Annotated in this window: 20 protein-coding genes and 5 tRNA genes; 5 read left to right on the top strand and 20 right to left on the bottom strand. The window is 38.9% G+C overall.

The window, feature by feature from the left end:
• Window positions 1-19: 19 nt before the first annotated feature.
• Window positions 20-1,342, bottom strand: coding sequence for a DNA recombination protein RmuC (locus ABXG98_RS04140; RefSeq protein WP_353537408.1), 1,323 nt, complete (start codon window positions 1,340-1,342; stop codon window positions 20-22).
• A gap of 268 nt (window positions 1,343-1,610) precedes the next feature.
• Between ABXG98_RS04140 and ybeD the strand changes: the two genes are divergently transcribed.
• From ybeD to lipA, 3 genes are all read left to right on the top strand, one after another.
• Window positions 1,611-1,874 (top strand): DUF493 family protein YbeD, encoded by a 264-nt coding sequence (gene ybeD, locus ABXG98_RS04135; protein ID WP_353537407.1) that lies wholly within the window; start codon window positions 1,611-1,613, stop codon window positions 1,872-1,874.
• A 94-nt stretch (window positions 1,875-1,968) separates the two neighbouring features.
• Window positions 1,969-2,601 carry a lipoyl(octanoyl) transferase LipB gene (gene lipB, locus ABXG98_RS04130; protein WP_502901535.1) on the top strand — a complete coding sequence of 211 codons (633 nt, stop codon included), beginning with the start codon at window positions 1,969-1,971 and terminating at the stop codon, window positions 2,599-2,601.
• Window positions 2,594-3,592, top strand: coding sequence for a lipoyl synthase (gene lipA / locus ABXG98_RS04125; RefSeq protein WP_502901534.1), 999 nt, complete (start codon window positions 2,594-2,596; stop codon window positions 3,590-3,592). The genes lipB and lipA overlap by 8 nt, the downstream gene beginning before the upstream one ends.
• Before the next feature lie 128 nt (window positions 3,593-3,720).
• Here the strand turns inward: lipA and ABXG98_RS04120 are convergent, their stop codons facing one another.
• Entirely contained in the window at window positions 3,721-4,611 is an 891-nt protein-coding gene (locus ABXG98_RS04120; RefSeq protein WP_353537404.1) for a prenyltransferase, read from the bottom strand.
• A gap of 147 nt (window positions 4,612-4,758) precedes the next feature.
• On the opposite strand from ABXG98_RS04120, the gene ABXG98_RS04115 reads away from it, so the two are divergent.
• Window positions 4,759-5,208, top strand: coding sequence for a bacteriohemerythrin (locus tag ABXG98_RS04115; RefSeq protein ID WP_353537403.1), 450 nt, complete (start codon window positions 4,759-4,761; stop codon window positions 5,206-5,208).
• Window positions 5,209-5,384: 176 nt separating this feature from the next.
• Here ABXG98_RS04115 and ABXG98_RS04110 read toward each other — a convergent pair whose 3' ends face one another.
• From ABXG98_RS04110 to ABXG98_RS04025, 18 genes are all read right to left on the bottom strand, one after another.
• Window positions 5,385-5,723 carry a type II toxin-antitoxin system HicB family antitoxin gene (locus tag ABXG98_RS04110; protein WP_353537402.1) on the bottom strand — a complete coding sequence of 113 codons (339 nt, stop codon included), beginning with the start codon at window positions 5,721-5,723 and terminating at the stop codon, window positions 5,385-5,387.
• Complete coding sequence (locus ABXG98_RS04105) at window positions 5,720-5,968, bottom strand: type II toxin-antitoxin system HicA family toxin (protein ID WP_353537401.1); 249 nt, start codon at window positions 5,966-5,968, stop codon at window positions 5,720-5,722. Before ABXG98_RS04105 ends, ABXG98_RS04110 begins: the two co-directional genes overlap by 4 nt.
• Before the next feature lie 237 nt (window positions 5,969-6,205).
• Window positions 6,206-6,295: transfer RNA gene (locus ABXG98_RS04100), tRNA-Ser, on the bottom strand.
• A gap of 113 nt (window positions 6,296-6,408) precedes the next feature.
• Window positions 6,409-7,467, bottom strand: coding sequence for a quinolinate synthase NadA (nadA, locus tag ABXG98_RS04095; RefSeq protein ID WP_353537400.1), 1,059 nt, complete (start codon window positions 7,465-7,467; stop codon window positions 6,409-6,411).
• 374 nt (window positions 7,468-7,841) lie between these two features.
• Window positions 7,842-7,917: transfer RNA gene (locus tag ABXG98_RS04090), tRNA-Lys, on the bottom strand.
• Window positions 7,918-7,956: 39 nt separating this feature from the next.
• Window positions 7,957-8,032: transfer RNA gene (locus ABXG98_RS04085), tRNA-Lys, on the bottom strand.
• A 30-nt stretch (window positions 8,033-8,062) separates the two neighbouring features.
• Window positions 8,063-8,138, bottom strand: a tRNA-Lys gene (locus ABXG98_RS04080).
• A 122-nt stretch (window positions 8,139-8,260) separates the two neighbouring features.
• A tRNA-Lys gene (locus ABXG98_RS04075) sits at window positions 8,261-8,336 on the bottom strand.
• Window positions 8,337-8,546: 210 nt separating this feature from the next.
• On the bottom strand, window positions 8,547-9,335 hold the full coding sequence (gene ybgF / locus ABXG98_RS04070; RefSeq protein WP_353537399.1) for a tol-pal system protein YbgF: 789 nt from the start codon (window positions 9,333-9,335) through the stop codon (window positions 8,547-8,549).
• A gap of 44 nt (window positions 9,336-9,379) precedes the next feature.
• Window positions 9,380-9,919 carry a peptidoglycan-associated lipoprotein Pal gene (pal, locus tag ABXG98_RS04065; protein WP_353537398.1) on the bottom strand — a complete coding sequence of 180 codons (540 nt, stop codon included), beginning with the start codon at window positions 9,917-9,919 and terminating at the stop codon, window positions 9,380-9,382.
• Between the two features lie 60 nt (window positions 9,920-9,979).
• Window positions 9,980-11,323 (bottom strand): Tol-Pal system beta propeller repeat protein TolB, encoded by a 1,344-nt coding sequence (gene tolB, locus ABXG98_RS04060; RefSeq protein ID WP_353537397.1) that lies wholly within the window; start codon window positions 11,321-11,323, stop codon window positions 9,980-9,982.
• A gap of 57 nt (window positions 11,324-11,380) precedes the next feature.
• The gene (gene tolA / locus ABXG98_RS04055; protein WP_353537462.1) at window positions 11,381-12,310 is read right to left on the bottom strand and encodes a cell envelope integrity protein TolA; all 930 of its coding nucleotides are present in this window, start codon (window positions 12,308-12,310) and stop codon (window positions 11,381-11,383) included.
• A 4-nt stretch (window positions 12,311-12,314) separates the two neighbouring features.
• Window positions 12,315-12,740 (bottom strand): protein TolR, encoded by a 426-nt coding sequence (gene tolR / locus ABXG98_RS04050; protein ID WP_353537396.1) that lies wholly within the window; start codon window positions 12,738-12,740, stop codon window positions 12,315-12,317.
• Window positions 12,741-12,755: 15 nt separating this feature from the next.
• Entirely contained in the window at window positions 12,756-13,439 is a 684-nt protein-coding gene (gene tolQ / locus ABXG98_RS04045) for a protein TolQ (RefSeq protein ID WP_353537395.1), read from the bottom strand.
• A complete protein-coding gene (ybgC, locus tag ABXG98_RS04040; protein ID WP_353537394.1) occupies window positions 13,429-13,851 on the bottom strand; it encodes a tol-pal system-associated acyl-CoA thioesterase in 423 nt (140 codons plus the stop codon). The genes tolQ and ybgC overlap by 11 nt, the downstream gene beginning before the upstream one ends.
• Before the next feature lie 872 nt (window positions 13,852-14,723).
• Window positions 14,724-16,103: a lipoprotein-releasing ABC transporter permease subunit LolE gene (lolE, locus tag ABXG98_RS04035; protein WP_353537393.1), complete on the bottom strand. Its 1,380-nt coding sequence runs from the start codon at window positions 16,101-16,103 to the stop codon at window positions 14,724-14,726.
• 3 nt (window positions 16,104-16,106) lie between these two features.
• Window positions 16,107-16,808 carry a lipoprotein-releasing ABC transporter ATP-binding protein LolD gene (gene lolD / locus ABXG98_RS04030; RefSeq protein WP_353537392.1) on the bottom strand — a complete coding sequence of 234 codons (702 nt, stop codon included), beginning with the start codon at window positions 16,806-16,808 and terminating at the stop codon, window positions 16,107-16,109.
• Window positions 16,801-18,087 carry a lipoprotein-releasing ABC transporter permease subunit gene (locus ABXG98_RS04025; protein WP_353537391.1) on the bottom strand — a complete coding sequence of 429 codons (1,287 nt, stop codon included), beginning with the start codon at window positions 18,085-18,087 and terminating at the stop codon, window positions 16,801-16,803. Before ABXG98_RS04025 ends, lolD begins: the two co-directional genes overlap by 8 nt.
• A 343-nt stretch (window positions 18,088-18,430) precedes the next feature.
• Here ABXG98_RS04025 and ABXG98_RS04020 point away from each other — a divergent pair, with 343 nt between their 5' ends.
• Window positions 18,431-19,042, top strand: a complete 612-nt coding sequence (locus tag ABXG98_RS04020) for a PilZ domain-containing protein (RefSeq protein ID WP_353537390.1) — start codon at window positions 18,431-18,433, stop codon at window positions 19,040-19,042.
• The last annotated feature ends 2 nt before the right edge of the window (window positions 19,043-19,044 follow it).

Below are 19,044 nucleotides of genomic sequence, written 5' to 3'. Positions count from 1 at the left end.
TAAGCAAAAACAACAAGGTTTATAATAACCCCTCGGCGCGCATTGGCTTGGTATCGTGATCTTGAAGTTCAACTTGCTCTATTTTTTCAAAACGATTTGAAATTTTATCCGCCGAGGTATGGATTTGTTTGACATCGGTGGCGGCTTGGTCAATATGTTTTGCTAAGTTAGCAAATCGTCCCTTAAAACGGTTGAAGTCGAGTGCTAAATCAGACAAGTGCGCCTGAATAATATGAATTTGCTTGCGCGTTGCTTCATCTTTTAATACCGAACGCGCTGTAGTCAAAATAGCCATTAACGTGGTAGGAGACACTAACCATACTCGTTTCTTATTCGCATAATCAACCAGCTCACTTTGGTGCCCGTGTATCTCTGCAAACACTGCCTCAGCAGGAATAAACATTATAGCGCCATCGGCAGTTTCATTATCAATCAAATATTTTTCGCTAATATCATTGATATGTTTTTTGATATCAATTTTAAATTGTCGACCAGCACTTTTTCTATCAGATGCAGGTAATTCAATATCCATCATTTTTCGGTAACTCTCTAGCGGAAATTTTGCATCGACTACTACGTTACCGGTAGGCTCAGGTAAAAACAGCACACAATCTGCAATTTTTCCGTTTGACAACGTATGTTGCAACTTGAAACTTTGTTCCGGTAATACATTTCGAATTAAGCCATTGAGCTGTACTTCACCAAAAGCCCCCCGTGAGCGCTTATCGTTTAGCACAGCTTGTAAACTCACCACATTGGTTGACAGTTCAGTAATTTTTTTCTGGGCATCATCAATTAACGCTAACCGTTGTAAAATATCACTAAATGTCTTAGTGGTTTTCTCAAACCCTTCTGTAAGCCGCTTTTCAACCTGACCACTAATTTGCTGTAAACGCTGATCGGTTGCATTAGTTAACACATCAATTCGTTTGTTCATTTGCTCACTGCTTTGCATTAACGACTTGCTTAGCTCTTCACGATTAGCCTGCGTGGTACTATTTAAATGCTTAATCAGTTGCTCAAGAGTTTGATTTTGATTGTGTGCTAACGTCTGATTGAGTTGCTCTTTTTGACTATTCAATTCTCTTAATAGTTTAAGACGAAGATCTGACATTTGCTGATCAAAAGCACTTGAAAGTTGTAATTGTTGTTTATCAAATAGTTGTAATAATGCCTTATTTTGCTCCGACGAATACAGCTCAAACTTAGTTTGTAGTTCAGCAATTTGTCGACCTTGTTTACGGTTATATCTGACAATAAGCAATATTGCGGTTAATAACACCCCAAAAGCATAAAGTATTAGCAAGGGTAAAATATCTGGCTGTTGCAAATTAAATAACATAGAAAACCTAATACACTGTAAATAACAACAGTTATTTAATCATATGTGAGTATTAACAACTAGTTATTTATTATTTAAATTACTTTGCCACTTAAGGTAATAACCCTGGTGTGATTACCTGTATCGGCTGGAAGAAAAAAGTAGCCCTTTTTATTGCTCTTTTTTATTCCCTGATAGCACTTCAATCGACATTAGTGATAAAATAATCAAATAACGATTATTGCAGTATATATCATACTATCGACCTTTAGCTTTTGTAGAGAGAAACATGAAAACCCATTTTGATGAATTATTAGACTTTCCCACCGTATTAAACTTTAAAGTAATGGGGGTTGCTTGTGATGAGTTGCCAGACTTGATTATCGCAGAACTACAAAAACATACCCCTGGTGACTATACAGTTAAAATAACCCCTAGCTCTAAAGGTAATTATCACTCGGTTTCGATCCCCGTTACTGTGACCAGTAAAGAACACATCGAGCAGATCTATAAAACCTTAAACGCTATTGAGCAAGTTCGCTACGTTCTCTAATTGTCAGCCAGATATATTCAGGTATACTGTTTAAAACAAAATTAAATAAGGCTTTTTTGTGAATAGCGAACTAATAATTCGACAGTTGTTTACTATGGATTACAGCAAGGTTTGGCATGCAATGCAAAACTTTACTGACAATCGTGACGAGCAAACACCCGATGAACTTTGGCTAGTAGAACATCCGCCTGTATTCACTCAAGGACAAGCAGGTAAAGAAGAACATTTATTAATGCCTGGTAATATTGAAGTTGTCAAAGTTGACCGAGGCGGTCAAGTAACCTATCACGGCCCGGGTCAACAGGTGATCTATTTTATGATCAATCTGCGCCGTAAAAAGATAGGGGTACGAGACTTAGTGACCTTAATTGAAAAAAGCATCGTGGCTGCGTTACATGACTTTGCTATTAAAGCCTACCCAAAGCCTGATGCACCAGGTGTATATGTGGATGATAAAAAAATAGCCTCTTTAGGTTTAAGAGTACGTAAAGGCTGTTCTTTTCATGGTTTAGCACTCAATGTAAACATGGACTTATCTCCTTTTTTAAGAATAAACCCGTGCGGTTATGCTGGCCTTGAAATGGTACAGACTTGCGATTTACAAGGCCCAAAAGATATAAAAAGCGCTAGCGATGCGTTAGTTAAATATGCCATCAACCTGCTACAAGTAAGCAAGGTTGAATATCAAACAGGATTACCCAGCAGTTATGAGCAAGCCAATGCCTAAAGACGAAAACAAATCAAACTCAGCCGTTAAAAAGCCAGTTAGAATGGCACCCGGCACCAAACTCCGTGACGCCGACAAAATGGCGCATATTCCGATTAAAGTTGTTAGCTCAACCAAAGAAAGCATGCTACGTAAACCCGAATGGTTACGTATTAAGTTACCTCGTTCAAGTGAACGAATTGACGGTATCAAAGCAAATTTGCGCAAGCACAACCTGCATTCAGTTTGTGAAGAAGCCTCATGTCCTAACTTGACTGAATGCTTTAATCACGGCACCGCTACTTTTATGATACTAGGTGACATCTGTACTCGTCGTTGCCCTTTTTGCGATGTAGGTCATGGCCGTCCTTTGGCTGTAGACCCAGAAGAGCCAAAAAAACTCGCGTTAAGCTTAAAAGATATGGCGCTAAAGTATGTAGTGATCACCTCAGTTGACCGTGATGATCTGCGCGACGGTGGTGCTCAACAATTTGCAGATTGTGTGCGTGAAATAAATGAACAAGCGCCAAATACTAAAATTGAAATTTTAGTTCCTGATTTTCGCGGCCGTATGGATAGAGCACTAGAGATCCTTAATAAAAATCCGCCTCATGTTTTAAACCACAATTTAGAAACCGCCCCAAGGCTTTATACCAAAGCCCGACCCGGTGCTAACTACCAATGGTCTTTAGATCTGTTAAAGAGTTTTGGCGAAGCCAACCCAAATGTTACAACTAAATCAGGTTTAATGGTGGGTTTAGGCGAAACTAATGAAGAAATACTGCAAGTGATGCGCGATTTACGAGCTCATGGGGTGACTATGTTAACTATTGGTCAGTATTTACAGCCAAGTAAAGACCACCTACCTGTTGAGCGTTACGTCCACCCTGATGAGTTTGCTATGTTTCAAGAAGAAGCCACTAAAATGGGCTTTGAACATGCTGCCTGCGGTCCATTAGTACGTTCTTCCTATCATGCCGACAAACAAGCAGCGGGTGAAGAAGTAAAATAGCCCATTTTGATTTTGCTTATTATGCAATTTGTTCAATTTGGTATTAAAAGGCAGTCAACCGACAGTTAAACTAAAAAAGCAATAACCTCGCTGTTATTGCTTTTTTGTTTTAAGGTAAACCAAAACACTTAAAGATATAAACTAATTGCCAGTACTAATGGTGTAAGTACACTGCAGCCAACATTAGCAGCCAAAAATTTAGGATTGACGGCAATGTTTTTCCCTAACCTTAATAGTCCTACCACGACACCATAACTCAACAACATAGGTATAAAGGTAAACAGCGCTCTATCAGGTAATCCCCCTAAGAAAACTAAATACGCCAGCAAAAGTTGTGCGCTAACACTGAAAAAAATATAAATGGCTGTACTGACCTTAACCCCGTACTTAATAGGAAAGTGATTCCTGCCAACACTTTTATCGGCATCAATATCTGGATATTGATTCACGAGTAGTAAGTTGTTAATTAATAGGAAAGGAATAAAAGAGAGCTGCCACATGCTGTTATTATACTCACCGGTAATACAAAAATAACTGCCACCCACAATAAAAATGCCAAAACCTATCCCTGGTGCCAATAAACACAATAAAGCATTGCGATTAATCCACCGAGTATAAGTTACCACCAATAATAGACCAAATAGCCCTAAAGGCACAATTTGCCAACCATGAAGGGCAACAAAATAACAACCTACGCTGACCGTCAGTAATAAAGCGATAATACAGACCAATAAAACCTGATTAGCAACCTCTGGATTGGTAGGCAATAAACCACTGCCACCACTAAAAGGGGTTCTAACCGTTTTAAAGTCAAGTCCGCTTTTAAAGTCTTGATACTCATTAAGTGTGTTAACTGCAATGTGTGCTGCCAATGCCCCTAATAAACAAAGGAACACATTAACACCATCAAACGCAACTTGTTGAGACCTAGCTATTGCTACCGCTAAGAATACACATATCGGCGCTAATACTAAAAAGGGTAAACGCATTGCTTGTAAGACTAAAATATAACGACTCATGTTACTCCAGATAATGAAAGTTGTAGGCAACTAATAAAATGTGATAAAAATTTATAAACATATAAAAATTAAGCTAATATTAGAATACATTCATTAGAAAGTATTTACCAAAAAATAAGGTAACGCTAAAATCAGAAGGAAAAATCCATGCATACGTATGAATGGAAAAAACAGTATTATATCGGCTTAGATTTAATAGATTCTGAACATAGTAACCTATTTGCTTGTATTAATAAGTTGGTTATTGCCCAACATTTTGAACAAAGTATTATACTAAGCCTAGCCGACGAAGTTATTTCTTATGCCGAATTTCATTTTCTCAGTGAAACTAACTTTATGCGTATTCTGAACTACCCTAAACTTAAAGAGCACATGGCATACCATAATGAATTGACGCAAGAGTTATGGCAAAGACGAGATAAGTTAACCGAATCTACCAGTAATTTACAAAAGTTCATTGAATTTATTGTTACATGGTTTGTTGAACATACCCAAACAATTGATAGAGAATTTGCTGCCTATGTTAACGAGATAAAACCTTTACCTAATTCACCTAAAGCAAAACTAAAAGAAATAGTACTAACCCATAAGATTTAGCCCATCAAACGCCGTGGTTTGGGTATAGCAGAGTTGAGAAACAAACCGAATTCACTGATCATTATTGAGCATTAAAAAGCAAAAAACCCTGATAAATCAGGGTTTATATATCACTTAATATGGCGGTGAGCGAGACCAGGGAAACACAACTTAATATATACATTATATTTAAAAACTTAATGCTCATTAATTCTGTTTACTTTTTCTTTGATTGCCTCGCACACAAAAGCATTTAAACTCATATCGTCCATGGCCATAACAGCAGCCCTATGTAGATCTGAGCCTGTTCGCACATTAAAAGACCCCTTAAATGGTTTATTAGGTTCTCTGTTTAACTCTTTACAGTCTTGTAAATATTGATCCACTGAGGTTTCAAATTCATTTTGTAACTCAGTGATTGTTTCAGCTTCATAGGTAACAAGATCACGAATAAACGCCAACTTACCAAATAAATTACCGCTTTCTAGCTGCGCCTCTATAGTGCCAGAATAACCTTTATATTCTAAATAAGTCATAATAAGCCCTCTTGCTTTAATGTTGTTTTAACTGACTTTAATGCACCACCTTTAAGTTCATTGTCAGGGTGTGGCTTGTGCAATAAAATCATGCTGTCTATTTTTTCGTTGTAAAATCGTACCCTAGAGCCAGCCATTTCTTTTTTGGTATAGCCTAACTGGGTAAGTAAACTAACTAAATCAGTCCATACAAACGTATTTTTTGCATTATTCAGTTTACTTATTAGTTTAATTAATTTCGTCATTAGTCACTTTACCTTATGCAACTAATTATAGTTGCTAGATTTTCGTTTTACAACTTTAAAAACACCAACAAATACACCTAAGAAAAACACTTCTAAAATTGCGTGGATCAGATAACGTAGCAGCTTAATTGTGGTCTATCACGGTCTTTTATGAAGTCTGATGAAGCGAAGTACTAGCTTGTAGCCCTTGCTTTAATTGGATTAGTGATACGTTAAGGTACCTAGTGGGGTTCAATATGGCGGTGAGCGAGAGATTCGAACTCTCGTTAGGGGTAAACCTAAACACACTTTCCAGGCGTGCGCCTTCAGCCACTCAGCCAGCTCACCTATATTGTTTAACCGCGCTATAGTAGATAAAAAGCGGTGAGCACGCAAGCCCTTCACTAAAGTTACTCGGTAAAAAGTAACTAAGTGCTTAAAGTTTACTCGATTTAATGCCCTTAAGCGTTACCTTGAGTTTTAAGTTTGTTCTCAGCAGCAAAATTGAGCATTCTATGTAAGGGGATCAAAGCTTTCTGGGCCAGCTCGCTATCAACAACAATCTCTTTACCAATAGGGCTTTCTAATGCCTCAACAATCGATTTTAGCCCGTTCATTGCCATCCAAGGACAACTGGCGCAACTTCGACACGTTGCACCATTGCCACCAGTTGGCGCAGCAATAAACGTCTTATCGGGGTTTGCCTGCTCCATCTTATAAAAAATGCCCTGATCCGTAGCAACAATAAAGTGCTGATTAGGCATTTCTTGGCTCGCTTTAATCAGTTGGCTGGTTGAGCCGACAGCATCGGCAAGCGCTACTACGTTAGCCGGTGATTCTGGGTGAACCAAAACAGCCGCTTCTGGGTATTGCACTTTTAAATCACGTAGCGCTTTCGCTTTAAACTCATCATGGACAATACAAGCGCCTTGCCACATAGTCATGTTAGCACCAGTGACTTTTTCAATATATGAGCCTAGGTGGCGATCAGGGCCCCATAAAATAAGTTTATCTTCACTGTCTAGCATTTCAACAATTTCTAGGGCAATACTTGAGGTTACCACCCAATCAGCACGTGCTTTAACGGCTGCTGAAGTGTTAGCATAAACAACAACAGTATGCTCGGGATGTTGATCACAAAAAGCTGAAAATTCTTCAACTGGACAGCCTAAGTCTAATGAACAGGTAGCTTCAAGCTCAGGCATTAATACCGTTTTTTCCGGAGTGAGTATTTTCGCCGTTTCTCCCATAAATTTAACACCTGCTACAATCAAGGTATCTGCAGGGTGCTGATTACCAAAGCGCGCCATCTCTAGTGAGTCGGCGACACAGCCACCAGTTTCTTCTGCAAGTGCTTGGATTTCAGGATCTGTATAATAATGAGCAACTAATACAGCATTTCTTTCTTTCAACAGTCGTTTGATTTTATCTTTTAAGGTAGCTTTTTCATCACTTGACAAAGGCTCAGGCATTGCTGGTAGTTGAAAGTCAAAGTCGACGGCTAAATTAGTTTGGCTCATGATTAATCTCAATTATTATTACAAAACAAGTTGTTTTAAAGCGCAGCAATTATAAAGGAATGCACGGTGAATGTGTAGTGATCAACCCTGAATGATTGAACCTTCGAGATAATTTTGCTTAGTGGTTAAAAGCCTTGGCTTGCTGAAAGGTTTTCTTGAAAAGTCTGTTCTAGAATTGGTCGGCCGTGAAGGATTTGAACCTTCGAGATAATTTTGCTTAGTGGTTAAAAGCCTTGGCTTGCTGAAAGGTTTTCTTGAAAAGTCTGTTCTAGAATTGGTCGGCCGTGAAGGATTTGAACCTTCGAGATAATTTAGCTTAGTGGTTAAAAGCCTTGGCTTGCTGAAAGGTTTTCTTGAAAAGTCTGTTCTAGAATTGGTCGGCCGTGAAGGATTTGAACCTTCGACAAATTGGTTAAAAGCCAACTGCTCTACCAGCTGAGCTAACGGCCGATTCTAGTTTTTCTTTACTTTGTTCTCGTTATATTAAAGTGGTCGGCCGTGAAGGATTTGAACCTTCGACAAATTGGTTAAAAGCCAACTGCTCTACCAGCTGAGCTAACGGCCGTTTTAATATAGTTTTTACGTTTTCTTGAATTGGTCGGCCGTGAAGGATTTGAACCTTCGACAAATTGGTTAAAAGCCAACTGCTCTACCAGCTGAGCTAACGGCCGATTCAAGATATTTACAATTTTTGTTCTTCTAAATTTTCATCTAGATTTACTTTAATAATTAAATTTTAGTAAACAAGTAATACGTTTTAGTTTAGTTGTTTAAAATAATTTAAAAATAAAAGTGGTCGGCCGTGAAGGATTTGAACCTTCGACAAATTGGTTAAAAGCCAACTGCTCTACCAGCTGAGCTAACGGCCGACATCGCGTTGAGGTTGCTACCTCAACGCGCCGCATATGATACTGATATAAAAATTTAGTGCAACAATAAAGTTCGTTTTTTTTGCTATTATTTTTCGATTGCCTAAAAACAAAGCAAAGCGCTAGTTTTGTCGACACATAATAGACCTTTACCGCAGCTTTTATGCGTAAAACCACATTAAAAAGATAATGCAGTAAATGGTACTTGATCTATTGGGTTAAATTTTCTAAACGTGGTTTTGCTAATTGTGCTGACGTTGAATCTGGATATTGTGTTATCAACTGTCGATATAGCTTAACCGCTCTGTCAGTAATGTTTTGTTGTTGGGCAACCATCGCCAGTTTTAATAAAGCATCAGGACGTTTATTCGAGTCTTTAAACTGTTCAATAACCGTATTAAACTCTTGCGCTGCTTGTGCTAACTCACCTTTGTTAAACAACAACTGCCCTAACCAGTAATGGGCATTGGGTGCATAAGTTGATTGAGGGTAAGTTTGATTAAAACTCTGGAACGCAGGAATGGCTTGCTCATAACGTTTATCTTTTAGCACTAAATTAAGCGCTTTGTCATAAGCTTCATTTTCTGTTAAATCATCACTGTAATGTTTAGATACTACCGCAGTGTCTATGACATTTGTTGCTTGTGGTGTTGGCTGTAATGCTTGGCTAACACGTCGATCAAGCTCTTGATACAACTCTCGCTGACGCTCAAGTACCTGAGAGAGTTGATGGGTATGAAGCTCAGTAACACCACGCAATTCATTTACTTGAGTTTGTAAATCGTCAAGCTGGCGCTGTATGTTAACTTGCGCACGATTACGTACATCAAGCTTACGCTCAATATTAGCAAGTTGTTCAGAAAGCGAGCCTGCACTTTGATTATTCATTGATGTAGAGCTTACGTCTATCACTGGCGCTTGCGCCGCTAGCACTGAAAAAGTGCTAGCGGTTAAAGATATACCAAATAAAACTGCTCTAGTTGAAAGGGTTAGTTTCATTTTTTTTCCGATGTTATGTATCAGCCGTTTTGAGTGTTCTGTTGTTAATATACAATAACAGCGCGACGGTTTTTAGAGAACGCTTCTTCTGAGCGATCTTTAATCATCGGCTTTTCTTCACCATAACTTACTACTGATAGTTGATTTGAAGAAACACCCATATTTTCTAAGTACGTTACCACTGCTTTAGCACGACGCTCACCTAAAGCGATGTTGTACTCTGGCGTTCCGCGTTCATCAGCATGGCCTTCAATTAACACTTTAACATCAGTATTAGCATTCAAAAAAGTAGCGTGTGCGTCTAATACATTTGAAAATTCACTGCTAATATTCGACACATCAAAACCAAAATAAATAATGTGCTCAGAACGTAATTTAGCTAGTTGCTGACGTTTTTGTTCTTCAATTTCAGCCGCACGTTTAGCCGCAGTAACTTGCACGCTATCTTCAGCAGCTTGTTGGCTAACTTGGGTATTAGTATTGATACTACTATCCTCATCACTGCTATCATTAGAGCTACAAGCCGCTAAAGCTAGAAGTGGTAGAGCAACCGCTACATTTTTAAGTGTTTTATTCAAGCGCATGTTATTTTCCTTATTATTCAAAAATAGGTTTAAAAATTGTTTTTCATTGTGAGGGCTAGTCTATAAAAATGGTGACCAAGCAGGTGACTTAACTTGCCCATCAAGCGCAGGTAAACGCGCTTTAAAACGTCCATCAACAGAGACTAATCCCAGCACCTGTCTATTATTATGTAATGTACTATATATTATCATTGTGCCATTAGGTGAAACACTCGGAGATTCATCTAAACGAGTTTTCGTTAACACTTGAAATATACCTGTGTCTAATTCTTGTTTCGCTAAACGATATTGGCCACGTGTTCGATTAACCATAATTAACTGTTTACCATCTGGGCTGATTGAGCCACCTAGGTTCATTTCACCATCAAAGGTTAATCGCCTAATCTTACCATCGACTAAATTTACGCGATAAAGCTGCGGTTTACCACCCCGTTCTGAACTAAATATTAAAGAATTACCATCAGGAGACCAACTTGGTTCAGTATCGATTGCTCTATTACGAGTTATACGTCGTAATTTCTTGGTTGCTAAGGTCATTATATATATGTCAGGGTTGCCATCTTTTGACAAAACCATGGCCATTTTACTACCATCAGGTGAAAAACGTGGAGCACTGTTTATCCCTTTAAACGAACTAATTAATTGGCGTTGTCCCGTATAAATATTCATGGTATGAATTTGTGCTTGTCGGTTCTCAAACGACACATAAGCCAATTGTTCACCATCAGCATGCCACGAAGGTGACATTAACGGCTCATTTGAACTTAGCAATACTTGCTCATTAAAACCATCATAATCGGCAAAAGCTAATTGATAAGGATATTTACCTTGATCTCTCACAATAACATAAGCTATTTGTGTTAAGAAAGCGCCTTTAGAGCCAGTCAGTGCTTCATAAACTGCATTGCTAATGGTATGAGCATAACGGCGAAATTGGTCACTAGAGATTTGAGCACTACTTTGACTTAAAATATGATCCTCCGTTTTGACTAACTCACCATTACTTAGCATCGAGGTTTGTCCGCCCGTGATTTGACCTCGAATAACATCAACCAATTGGTAACTAACACGATATTTACCAATATTAGTTTGTTCTACGCTACCAAACACAATTGCTTCTACCCCAGTGTTCGCCCAAGCACTATAATCAATATTGGTTGCTGAGGTGGGTAATTGCGGAAATTTATCAGCGCTAATGGGGCTAAACTTACCACTGCGTAATAAGTCATCACTAATAACCTTAGATACTTCTGCGGGCAATTCCCCCACACCTTGCCATTTAAATGGCACTACAGCTATTGGCCTTGCACTGTCAATGCCGCCAGTGATCACAATTTCAAGTGTTGCCATTGCCGAGGTAGACAGTAAGGTGATAAAAATTCCAAGTAGTAATTTAATTTTCATTGTTCACTTCTATTTATTTTTGAATATAAGGGTTTGATTGTTAACTAAAGCCTGCTGTTAAAACTCAGGTACTACGGTAACATCAATATTGCGCATTTGTTTAAACACTTCAGGATCTTTTGATACTGGCAAAGTGCCCGCTTTATACACAGCTCGTTTGGCCGCTTCGCAAACAACAGTGTCACCACTAACAACACGCGCCTGTGTAACAAATCCCGAAGGTGCTAGGCTAATCATTAATTTACATGATTTTCCTTCCATTGTTGAGCGGTCGTTAATCATATTTTGATCTATCACATTAGTGATTAACGCTGCGTAACGTTGAATTTCAGTCATCATTTGTTGCTTACGCGCTTGATTACGTGCCGCCATTTCAGCTGCCATTTGTTCAGCTAACAATTTTTCTTGCGCGGCCTTCTCTGCTGCGGCTTTCTCTCTTCGTTTACGCTCTGCTTGTTGTTTTTTACGTAAATCATCAGCTTTTTTCGCCGCTGCTTCTGCTTTTAATCTTTTTGAGCGTGCCGCAGCCGCCGCGTCTTCAGCTTTTTGTTTTTCTTGCTCTTTCTGTTTCCTGACTTTTTCAGCTTTCGCAGCTTTGGCTGCCGATGCTTTAGCTGCCTTGTCTGCATTTCGTTTTTCTTGTTCTTTTTTCTTACGCTGCTTTTCTAATTTTTTAATACGGGCTTCTTCTCTGGCACGACGTTTTTTTGCATCGGCTGCACGCTTTTCAATAGCCTGTATACGTTTTTTTTCAGTTGCCTTGTCATCAGCTTTTTGTTTTTTAATTTTGTCTATCGCTTGTTGTAATTTACTCGCATCAACAACTGTTGCTTGAATCGGTTTAACCTCACTAGCAACCGAAGTCGCCTTTTTAGGTTTGGTTTGGCTGCTAAAGTCACCAAAAAAAAGCATGGTGATTAACGCAATATGCAGAACCACACTAACGATAACAGCTTTAATTAACGTGGCACGATCATATTTGGGCATCACTTTAATTCTCCACCGAATCTGTCATTAGCCCAACCGAAGGTACACCTGCAACTTGTTGCAGTAACACCATCAACTGAATCACTGCATCATAGGACACCGCACCATCTCCGTTAACCACCACGGGTGTATCAGGGTTCACGGCTAAATGTGCTTTAACTAAAGTGGCAACTTCTTCAGCCGACAATGGTTCTTTGTCGTTACTTCCCAGGGTAATATAATAACGTCCTTGCGCATCAACAGAGGCAACTAGCGGCGGTTTTGTATCTTTATCTAATGGCTCAGCCTCTGCTTGCGGTAGGTCCACTTTAACACCTTGGGTTATTAAGGGGGCTGTTACCATAAAAATAATTAATAATACCAACATCACATCGATATAAGGGACAACGTTAATTTCAGCAACTTTACGGCGCCTAACTCTTTGATACATCAATAAACCCCTTATTTACACTCGCTGCTCAATCGCCGATTGACGTTGTAAAATGCTGGCAAACTCTTCCATAAAATTACCATAGCTATTTTCAAGCTTTTCAACTTTATGACTAAAGCGGTTAAATGCCATTACAGCAGGAATTGCCGCAAACAAGCCCATAGCGGTTGCAATCAAAGCTTCTGCAATACCGGGGGCAACCATAGCTAAAGTCGCTTGTTGTACCGAGCCTAAGCCAATAAATGAATTCATGATCCCCCAAACCGTTCCAAATAAACCTATATACGGGCTTATTGAGCCAACTGTTGCCATAAAGGGTAAGTGAGTTTCTAAACTGTCAACTTCACGAGATAATGCAACTCGCATTGCTCGATGAGTACCATCAACGATCGTTTGGGGATTATCTATATGACTTTTACGCAAGCGGGCAAATTCTTTAAACCCTGCAACAAATAAACTTTCTATACCATGAATTTTATCTTTAACTGATATTTCATTATAAAGTTTGCTTAAATCGGCGCCACTCCAAAATTTATCTTCGAAGTCTTTTAATTGTTGTTTCGCTAAATTAAGGGCTTGGCGACGCTGAAAAATCATCGCCCAGCAAGCAACCGAAAAACCCAGCAACACCAACATAACAAATTTAACCAACAAGCTAGCTTCTAATACTAACTCAAAAATTGAAAATTCAGCAGACACGTTTAAACGCTCCTAATATAGATTCTGGAATAGCCGTAGGCTTTACATTCTTAAAATTAACACAGGCAACTCTTACTGTTGCTCTGCATATCACTTGCTGCGTTTGGTTAATAATTTGTTGATGAAAAACCAAACTAGCCCGTTTTAACGAAATAATAGTGGAAGTTACCGTCAGTAAATCATCTAACCTAGCCGAAGCAATATTGTCCATTTCTACCTTTGTGACCACAAAACCTATGTTTTGTTCTAAAAAGTTTGATTGATTAATGCCTAATTCTCTCAGCCATTCTGTTCGAGCACGCTCAAAAAACTTTAAATAGTTGGCATAATAAACAATTCCACCTGCATCAGTGTCTTCATAATACACTCGAAGGGAATATTTTTGACTTGTATTAGGGGCTGAAGTTGACATTTACAATAGGGTTTCTAACATAATATTCCTGAGTGAATCTATAGTAATAGATAACCTAGCCCACAAACAAGGCGAAGTTAAAGAATAATTACATTTTCCTAGCAATAGATTAGTTTTGTGCGCAATTAATATCCGTAAGCCTAGTCTCCGATAAAGTAGAATAACTAATTCCCAACAAGATGTATAAATGCTGGATGGCTATAGAAAGGCTTAGAACTCCAGCCAAGTCTGCCATTAATGTTGAATTATGTCGTTATTTGTAATCGGGGTATTGGATGACCATATGCATTCGGATTAGTTTTTCTAATACATAACCCTATTTTTTTTAGTTTGTCAGTAGTGTCCAGTTAACCTAAAATACACTTGTTTTCTGATTTAGCTCCTAGCGCTAAACTAGTAATGACTTACTCTTCCCCATAGAGACATTATTAGCAGATAACTTAGAATTGATATGTTTGATTACTATTCCCGTAGGTTCAGATTTTATTTTTTCTCCTTGACATGTTTATTGGAATTTTCTCTTTGAAAAATATTTCCTTCTATCAACTTGATATTTAAGTTGGCCCACATTTATTAGTGTGGGCTTTTTTTTGTCTAAAATCCGTCAGGATTAAAGGTTAATCACTAACGGGAGCGGCCAATAAATTACCCCCTACATTGAGACGCGGCATAGTCTGAACATTAATCGACAACAAGCAATAAGTTCACAGTTACACTGCCCTCTGTGTAGGTTGGACTTTAGTCCGACAACGGGCAATAAATTACCCCCTACATTGAAACGCAGCATAGTCTGAACTTTAATCGACAATAGAAAAAGGACAATGGACAATCGAGACTATTCTACTGGGTTAGACTAGCGCAATAAACACCAGTTATAATTGCCCTAGCACTTTCGCTGGTTCAACTTTAGTAGCTCGCCAAGCAGGGTAAATAGTTGCGAGTAATGACATAAGTAATGCAGTAATAATGGTGATATAAACATCAGCCTGATTTAATTGGCTAGGAATATGGTCAATAAAATATACATCGGCTGATAACAGTTTTAACGTAAACAATCGCTCTACAAAAGAGAAAATATCCGCAAGGTTTAATGAAATAATGACTCCTAGACCAGCACCAAGCACACTTCCTAATACCCCATTAACTAATCCTTGAAAAATAAAGGTTGTCATAATCAGCGTATTACTCGCCCCCATGGTTTTAAGGATCGCAATATCGCCCTTTTTGTCATTTACCGCCATAATCAAGGTGGAGACTATGTTAAAACTAGCGACCGCAATCACCAACACTAGAACAATAAACATCACCATACGTACCATTTGTATATCATTAAATAAATGTCCTTGGCTATGGGTCCAATCTAAGATATAAACGTAATGGTTAAAGTTTGAGGCAATCATCCTACTAACGCGTGGCGCGGCAAACACATCATCAAGTTTTAACCGAATACCTTGTGTTTCACCTGTTTGATATCCGTTAATTTCAGCGGCATGATTGAAAGCAATATAAGCAAGCGTTTCATCAATGGTGCCACCAAATTTAAAAACACCTACAATTTCTACATTGCGCTTTATCGGCGCAGCAAAAATATTTTGTGTTGTTTGCTGAGCCACTCTATTGTCTTGAACACGTGTAGGCAATAAAATCTGTACGCTGTCTCCAACTTTAACCGATAATTTTTTTGCAATACCTGCACCAATAATTATCCCTTGATAAGACGTTTTCTGAGCATACTCTTGATGAGTTGCCTCTGGGTTTAGTGCTTGCCAACTGCCTTCAACAATGTAGTTTTGAATATCTGAAACGCTTGCTTCAAGTGTGGCATCGACACCTCTAATCTCTAACGCCTTTAATTGTGCTTTGTGCTGCATCATTGCTGTTATGGTAATCACAGGGGCTGCCGCCAAAACCTGAGGGCTATTTTGAATTTGCTGAACACGCCTTGGCCAATCAGGTATCGGCTCATTCACCGACATTAACTCTGCATGAGGTACTATTGATAACAATTTTTGCGCTAATTCTCGCTCAAAGCCGTTCATGGTGCTCAAGGCAATAATCAACACCATGGTGCCTAAAGCAATGCCAAAGGTTGAAGACGCAGAAATAAAGGTGGCGAAACCCTGCCCCTGACGACTGCGTACATAACGCAACGCTAAAAAAACACTTAGCGGTTTTAACAATGATGAGTTATGTGCTGACTTAGCGTTTGCTTGCTTTTGGCTACTTGATGAATCGGGCGCTTGATTTATCATTTTTTACTTGCTCATAGGGCTGGTTTCAACAAACGGCGATAAGTGACCATGATCTAATTTTAATTGTCTATCCATGCGCTTAGCTAAAACAAGATCATGAGTGACCACAACAAAGCTGGTTTGCGCGCTTTGGTTTAACTGGCGAATTAATTGATAAATTTGCTCTGCAGTATCTGAGTCTAAATTTCCTGTAGGTTCATCGGCTAAAATAAGTGCAGGCTTTGTCACTAACGCTCTGGCGATTGCAGTACGCTGTCTTTCACCTCCTGATAACTCACTCGGCCTGTGATGCAAGCGATGAGCTAACCCCACTTCAGTCAATACGGTGGTAGCGGCATTTATAGCAGCTTTAGGTTTATCTCCTCGGATTAGCAAGGGCATAGCCACGTTTTCTAATGCCGTAAATTCCATCATTAAGTGATGGAACTGATAGATAAAACCAATATGTTGATTTCTAAAAACAGCTCTTTGTTTGTCTGAGAGCGTTAAAATATTCACACCATTAATATAAACTTCGCCAGAGCTTGGTAAGTCCAAGGCGCCTGCTAAATGTAAAAAAGTACTCTTACCACATCCTGAGCTACCAACTATAGCCAGTAGTTCACCCTTTTCCACCGTCAACTCCAATTTATCTAATACCTTAGTTTCAATATCCCCTTGCTGGTATGACTTAGATAACTGACTGCAATGTAAAACTTTACTCATTTCGTAAAACCTCTGCCGGTTGAGTTTTAGATGCCTGAAAAGCAGGATATAAGGTAGCGATGAAGCTCATCGCTAGTGCTGAAAGCACAATAACAACCACATTAATCAATTCTAGTTGCACCGGTAAAGCTTGCGCCGCCGTATTACCCCCTAAGATATTAAGCCCCATCATAGCTAACATTTCATTAAGGTTTAGCGCGATTAAAACCCCAGACACACTCCCGAGTATTACCCCCCATAAACCATTAATCATGCCTTGTGTAATAAATATTTTAACAACGCCAGCACGAGATAAACCCAGTGTTTGTAAAATACCTATTTCGCCTTGTTTTTCTACAACTACCATCACCAAAGCTGACACAATATTAAATGTTGCCACAGCAACAATTAAACTTAACATTAACCACATCATCGTTTTCTCCATTTTCACAGCGGAGAATAGCGCACCTTGGGTATCATTCCAGGTGGTAAACGTCAGATTTTTAATTGGTAGTTCATTTAGAGAGGCACTCGTTAACGCATTGACAACACGCTCAGCATTAAACGCATCATCAAGATAAAGTCGTAATTGGTCAATTCCATCACCTTGACGGCGTAATAACTTCGCACCATATTGGCTATGAATATATACCATGGCGTCATCAACTTGCGAGCCAACATCAAAAATACCACTGACAATAAAGTTTCGCTGTACCGGAATTCTACCCATTGGTGTAAACAGCGTTTTATTTGGCAAAACTAAACGTACCGTATCTTGGACCGTCACTTTTAACTTATTCGCTAGCGCGCGACCAATAACAATGGCATAAGGCTGTTGAGATAAACTTTGCAAGGAGCCTGCGAGCATATGGTCGTTGATGATATTATTTTGTTCGAATTTAGGGATTATCCCTTGTAACAACACCCCTTGTAGATTGCTTGATGATTGAATAAGTGCCTCGCTGCTTAAAAACGGGCTAACATGCTCAATATGAGGTTGCTGCAACAGTTGCGCTTTTAAAGCAGGCCATGCTTGAAAGCTTTCGGGCATCACTTGGTTAGTTACTTGGCTTGGCGCTTGACTAGATGATTGTGCAATCACCACATGCGGCACTAGCCCTAAAATGCGTTTTTTTAGCTCGCCTTCAAAACCATTCATCACAGATACAACGGTGATCAAAGCTGCAACACCGAGCAAAATTCCGACAGTGGAAAAAAAGGTAATAAAAGAAATAAAGCCAGTGCTTTGTTTGCTACGACTATAACGTAAACCAATAAACAGGCTAACAGGTTGAAACATTTGTTATTCTTGTGAAAAGTGCTGAGCTAAAATAAGAAACTAAGCATAACACAGCCAATTGTTGCTCTGCTATAAATAATACCATTCAAGCCAATAAAACAAATAATATCGCATCAGTAACTAACTTAAAAAAGACAGGGAATTAAGATAGAAATTAGCGTTGAACCTAATGCGATAGCTGATATTATAAGATCATCAGTAAAGATTGAAGACGACATTAATTCTATATTTATACGAGTTGACAGTGCATTATATCAAGCCAAAGATGCCAGAAACAATCAATATACTATAGCCTAGACATACTATCGCCCAAGTAGGCCTAGTCAGCAATAAGGAAAAATAAGTGAAGTTAGAGAATCACGAAACAATTGAGCAAAAGTTAACTAAGTATCATGAATTCTTTGCCGTTGAACATGACTTTAGCATTAACATTAGGCCAATTGATCCACACCATGGCATAAGTTATGAACAATTTATTGCTAACATGCCAACCCCGTTTAAAATGGCTAGCGATATGTCTACTATTGACCAATCAGCGCTTCGCTCTATTAAAGCGCTGTCAGGGGTAGCCAGTCAGTTAGTAGACTTTCTCAACTATCAATCGACTAAAATTGATTTATTAATAGGTTATATTTTAAGTCAACAAGATGATGAAAGCTGCCGCTACCAAGGGATTGAATTTGGCGGAGGCGGTCTATTATTTATCGCAAAACAACCCTTTGAATTAGCGCAGTTATTAGAGATGAAAATTTTTCTATTAACTGAAAATAGTGGTGTGTATTGCTATGGTGAAGTCATTGAGGTAGAGCAACAAGCCGATGATTATTACCACAAAGTAATATTTCACTTTATTCGTGAAGACGATCGAGAAGTATTAGTACGAACCAGCCTGCATCAACAGTCAAAGCAGCTTCAGGCACTGACGCAAAAAAGAAACCAAGAAAGTAAGGAATAAAG

This window comes from Colwellia sp. KU-HH00111, from assembly GCF_040362745.1.
In the GTDB taxonomy this organism is placed as follows: Bacteria; Pseudomonadota; Gammaproteobacteria; order Enterobacterales; family Alteromonadaceae; genus Colwellia.
This window is presented reverse-complemented; position numbering and strand designations above follow the sequence as displayed.

Bases quoted from the DNA above. Each gene is read 5' to 3' on its own strand.
- ABXG98_RS04140 (WP_353537408.1), bottom strand. From the start codon at position 1,342: ATGTTATTTAATTTGCAACAGCCAGATATTTTACCCTTGCTAATACTT.
- ybeD (WP_353537407.1), top strand. From the start codon at position 1,611: ATGAAAACCCATTTTGATGAATTATTAGACTTTCCCACCGTATTAAAC.
- lipB (WP_502901535.1), top strand. From the start codon at position 1,969: ATGGATTACAGCAAGGTTTGGCATGCAATGCAAAACTTTACTGACAAT.
- lipA (WP_502901534.1), top strand. From the start codon at position 2,594: ATGCCTAAAGACGAAAACAAATCAAACTCAGCCGTTAAAAAGCCAGTT.
- ABXG98_RS04120 (WP_353537404.1), bottom strand. From the start codon at position 4,611: ATGAGTCGTTATATTTTAGTCTTACAAGCAATGCGTTTACCCTTTTTA.
- ABXG98_RS04115 (WP_353537403.1), top strand. From the start codon at position 4,759: ATGCATACGTATGAATGGAAAAAACAGTATTATATCGGCTTAGATTTA.
- ABXG98_RS04110 (WP_353537402.1), bottom strand. From the start codon at position 5,723: ATGACTTATTTAGAATATAAAGGTTATTCTGGCACTATAGAGGCGCAG.
- ABXG98_RS04105 (WP_353537401.1), bottom strand. From the start codon at position 5,968: ATGACGAAATTAATTAAACTAATAAGTAAACTGAATAATGCAAAAAAT.
- nadA (WP_353537400.1), bottom strand. From the start codon at position 7,467: ATGAGCCAAACTAATTTAGCCGTCGACTTTGACTTTCAACTACCAGCA.
- ybgF (WP_353537399.1), bottom strand. From the start codon at position 9,335: ATGAAACTAACCCTTTCAACTAGAGCAGTTTTATTTGGTATATCTTTA.
- pal (WP_353537398.1), bottom strand. From the start codon at position 9,919: ATGCGCTTGAATAAAACACTTAAAAATGTAGCGGTTGCTCTACCACTT.
- tolB (WP_353537397.1), bottom strand. From the start codon at position 11,323: ATGAAAATTAAATTACTACTTGGAATTTTTATCACCTTACTGTCTACC.
- tolA (WP_353537462.1), bottom strand. From the start codon at position 12,310: ATGCCCAAATATGATCGTGCCACGTTAATTAAAGCTGTTATCGTTAGT.
- tolR (WP_353537396.1), bottom strand. From the start codon at position 12,740: ATGTATCAAAGAGTTAGGCGCCGTAAAGTTGCTGAAATTAACGTTGTC.
- ybgC (WP_353537394.1), bottom strand. From the start codon at position 13,851: ATGTCAACTTCAGCCCCTAATACAAGTCAAAAATATTCCCTTCGAGTG.
- lolE (WP_353537393.1), bottom strand. From the start codon at position 16,103: ATGATAAATCAAGCGCCCGATTCATCAAGTAGCCAAAAGCAAGCAAAC.
- lolD (WP_353537392.1), bottom strand. From the start codon at position 16,808: ATGAGTAAAGTTTTACATTGCAGTCAGTTATCTAAGTCATACCAGCAA.
- ABXG98_RS04025 (WP_353537391.1), bottom strand. From the start codon at position 18,087: ATGTTTCAACCTGTTAGCCTGTTTATTGGTTTACGTTATAGTCGTAGC.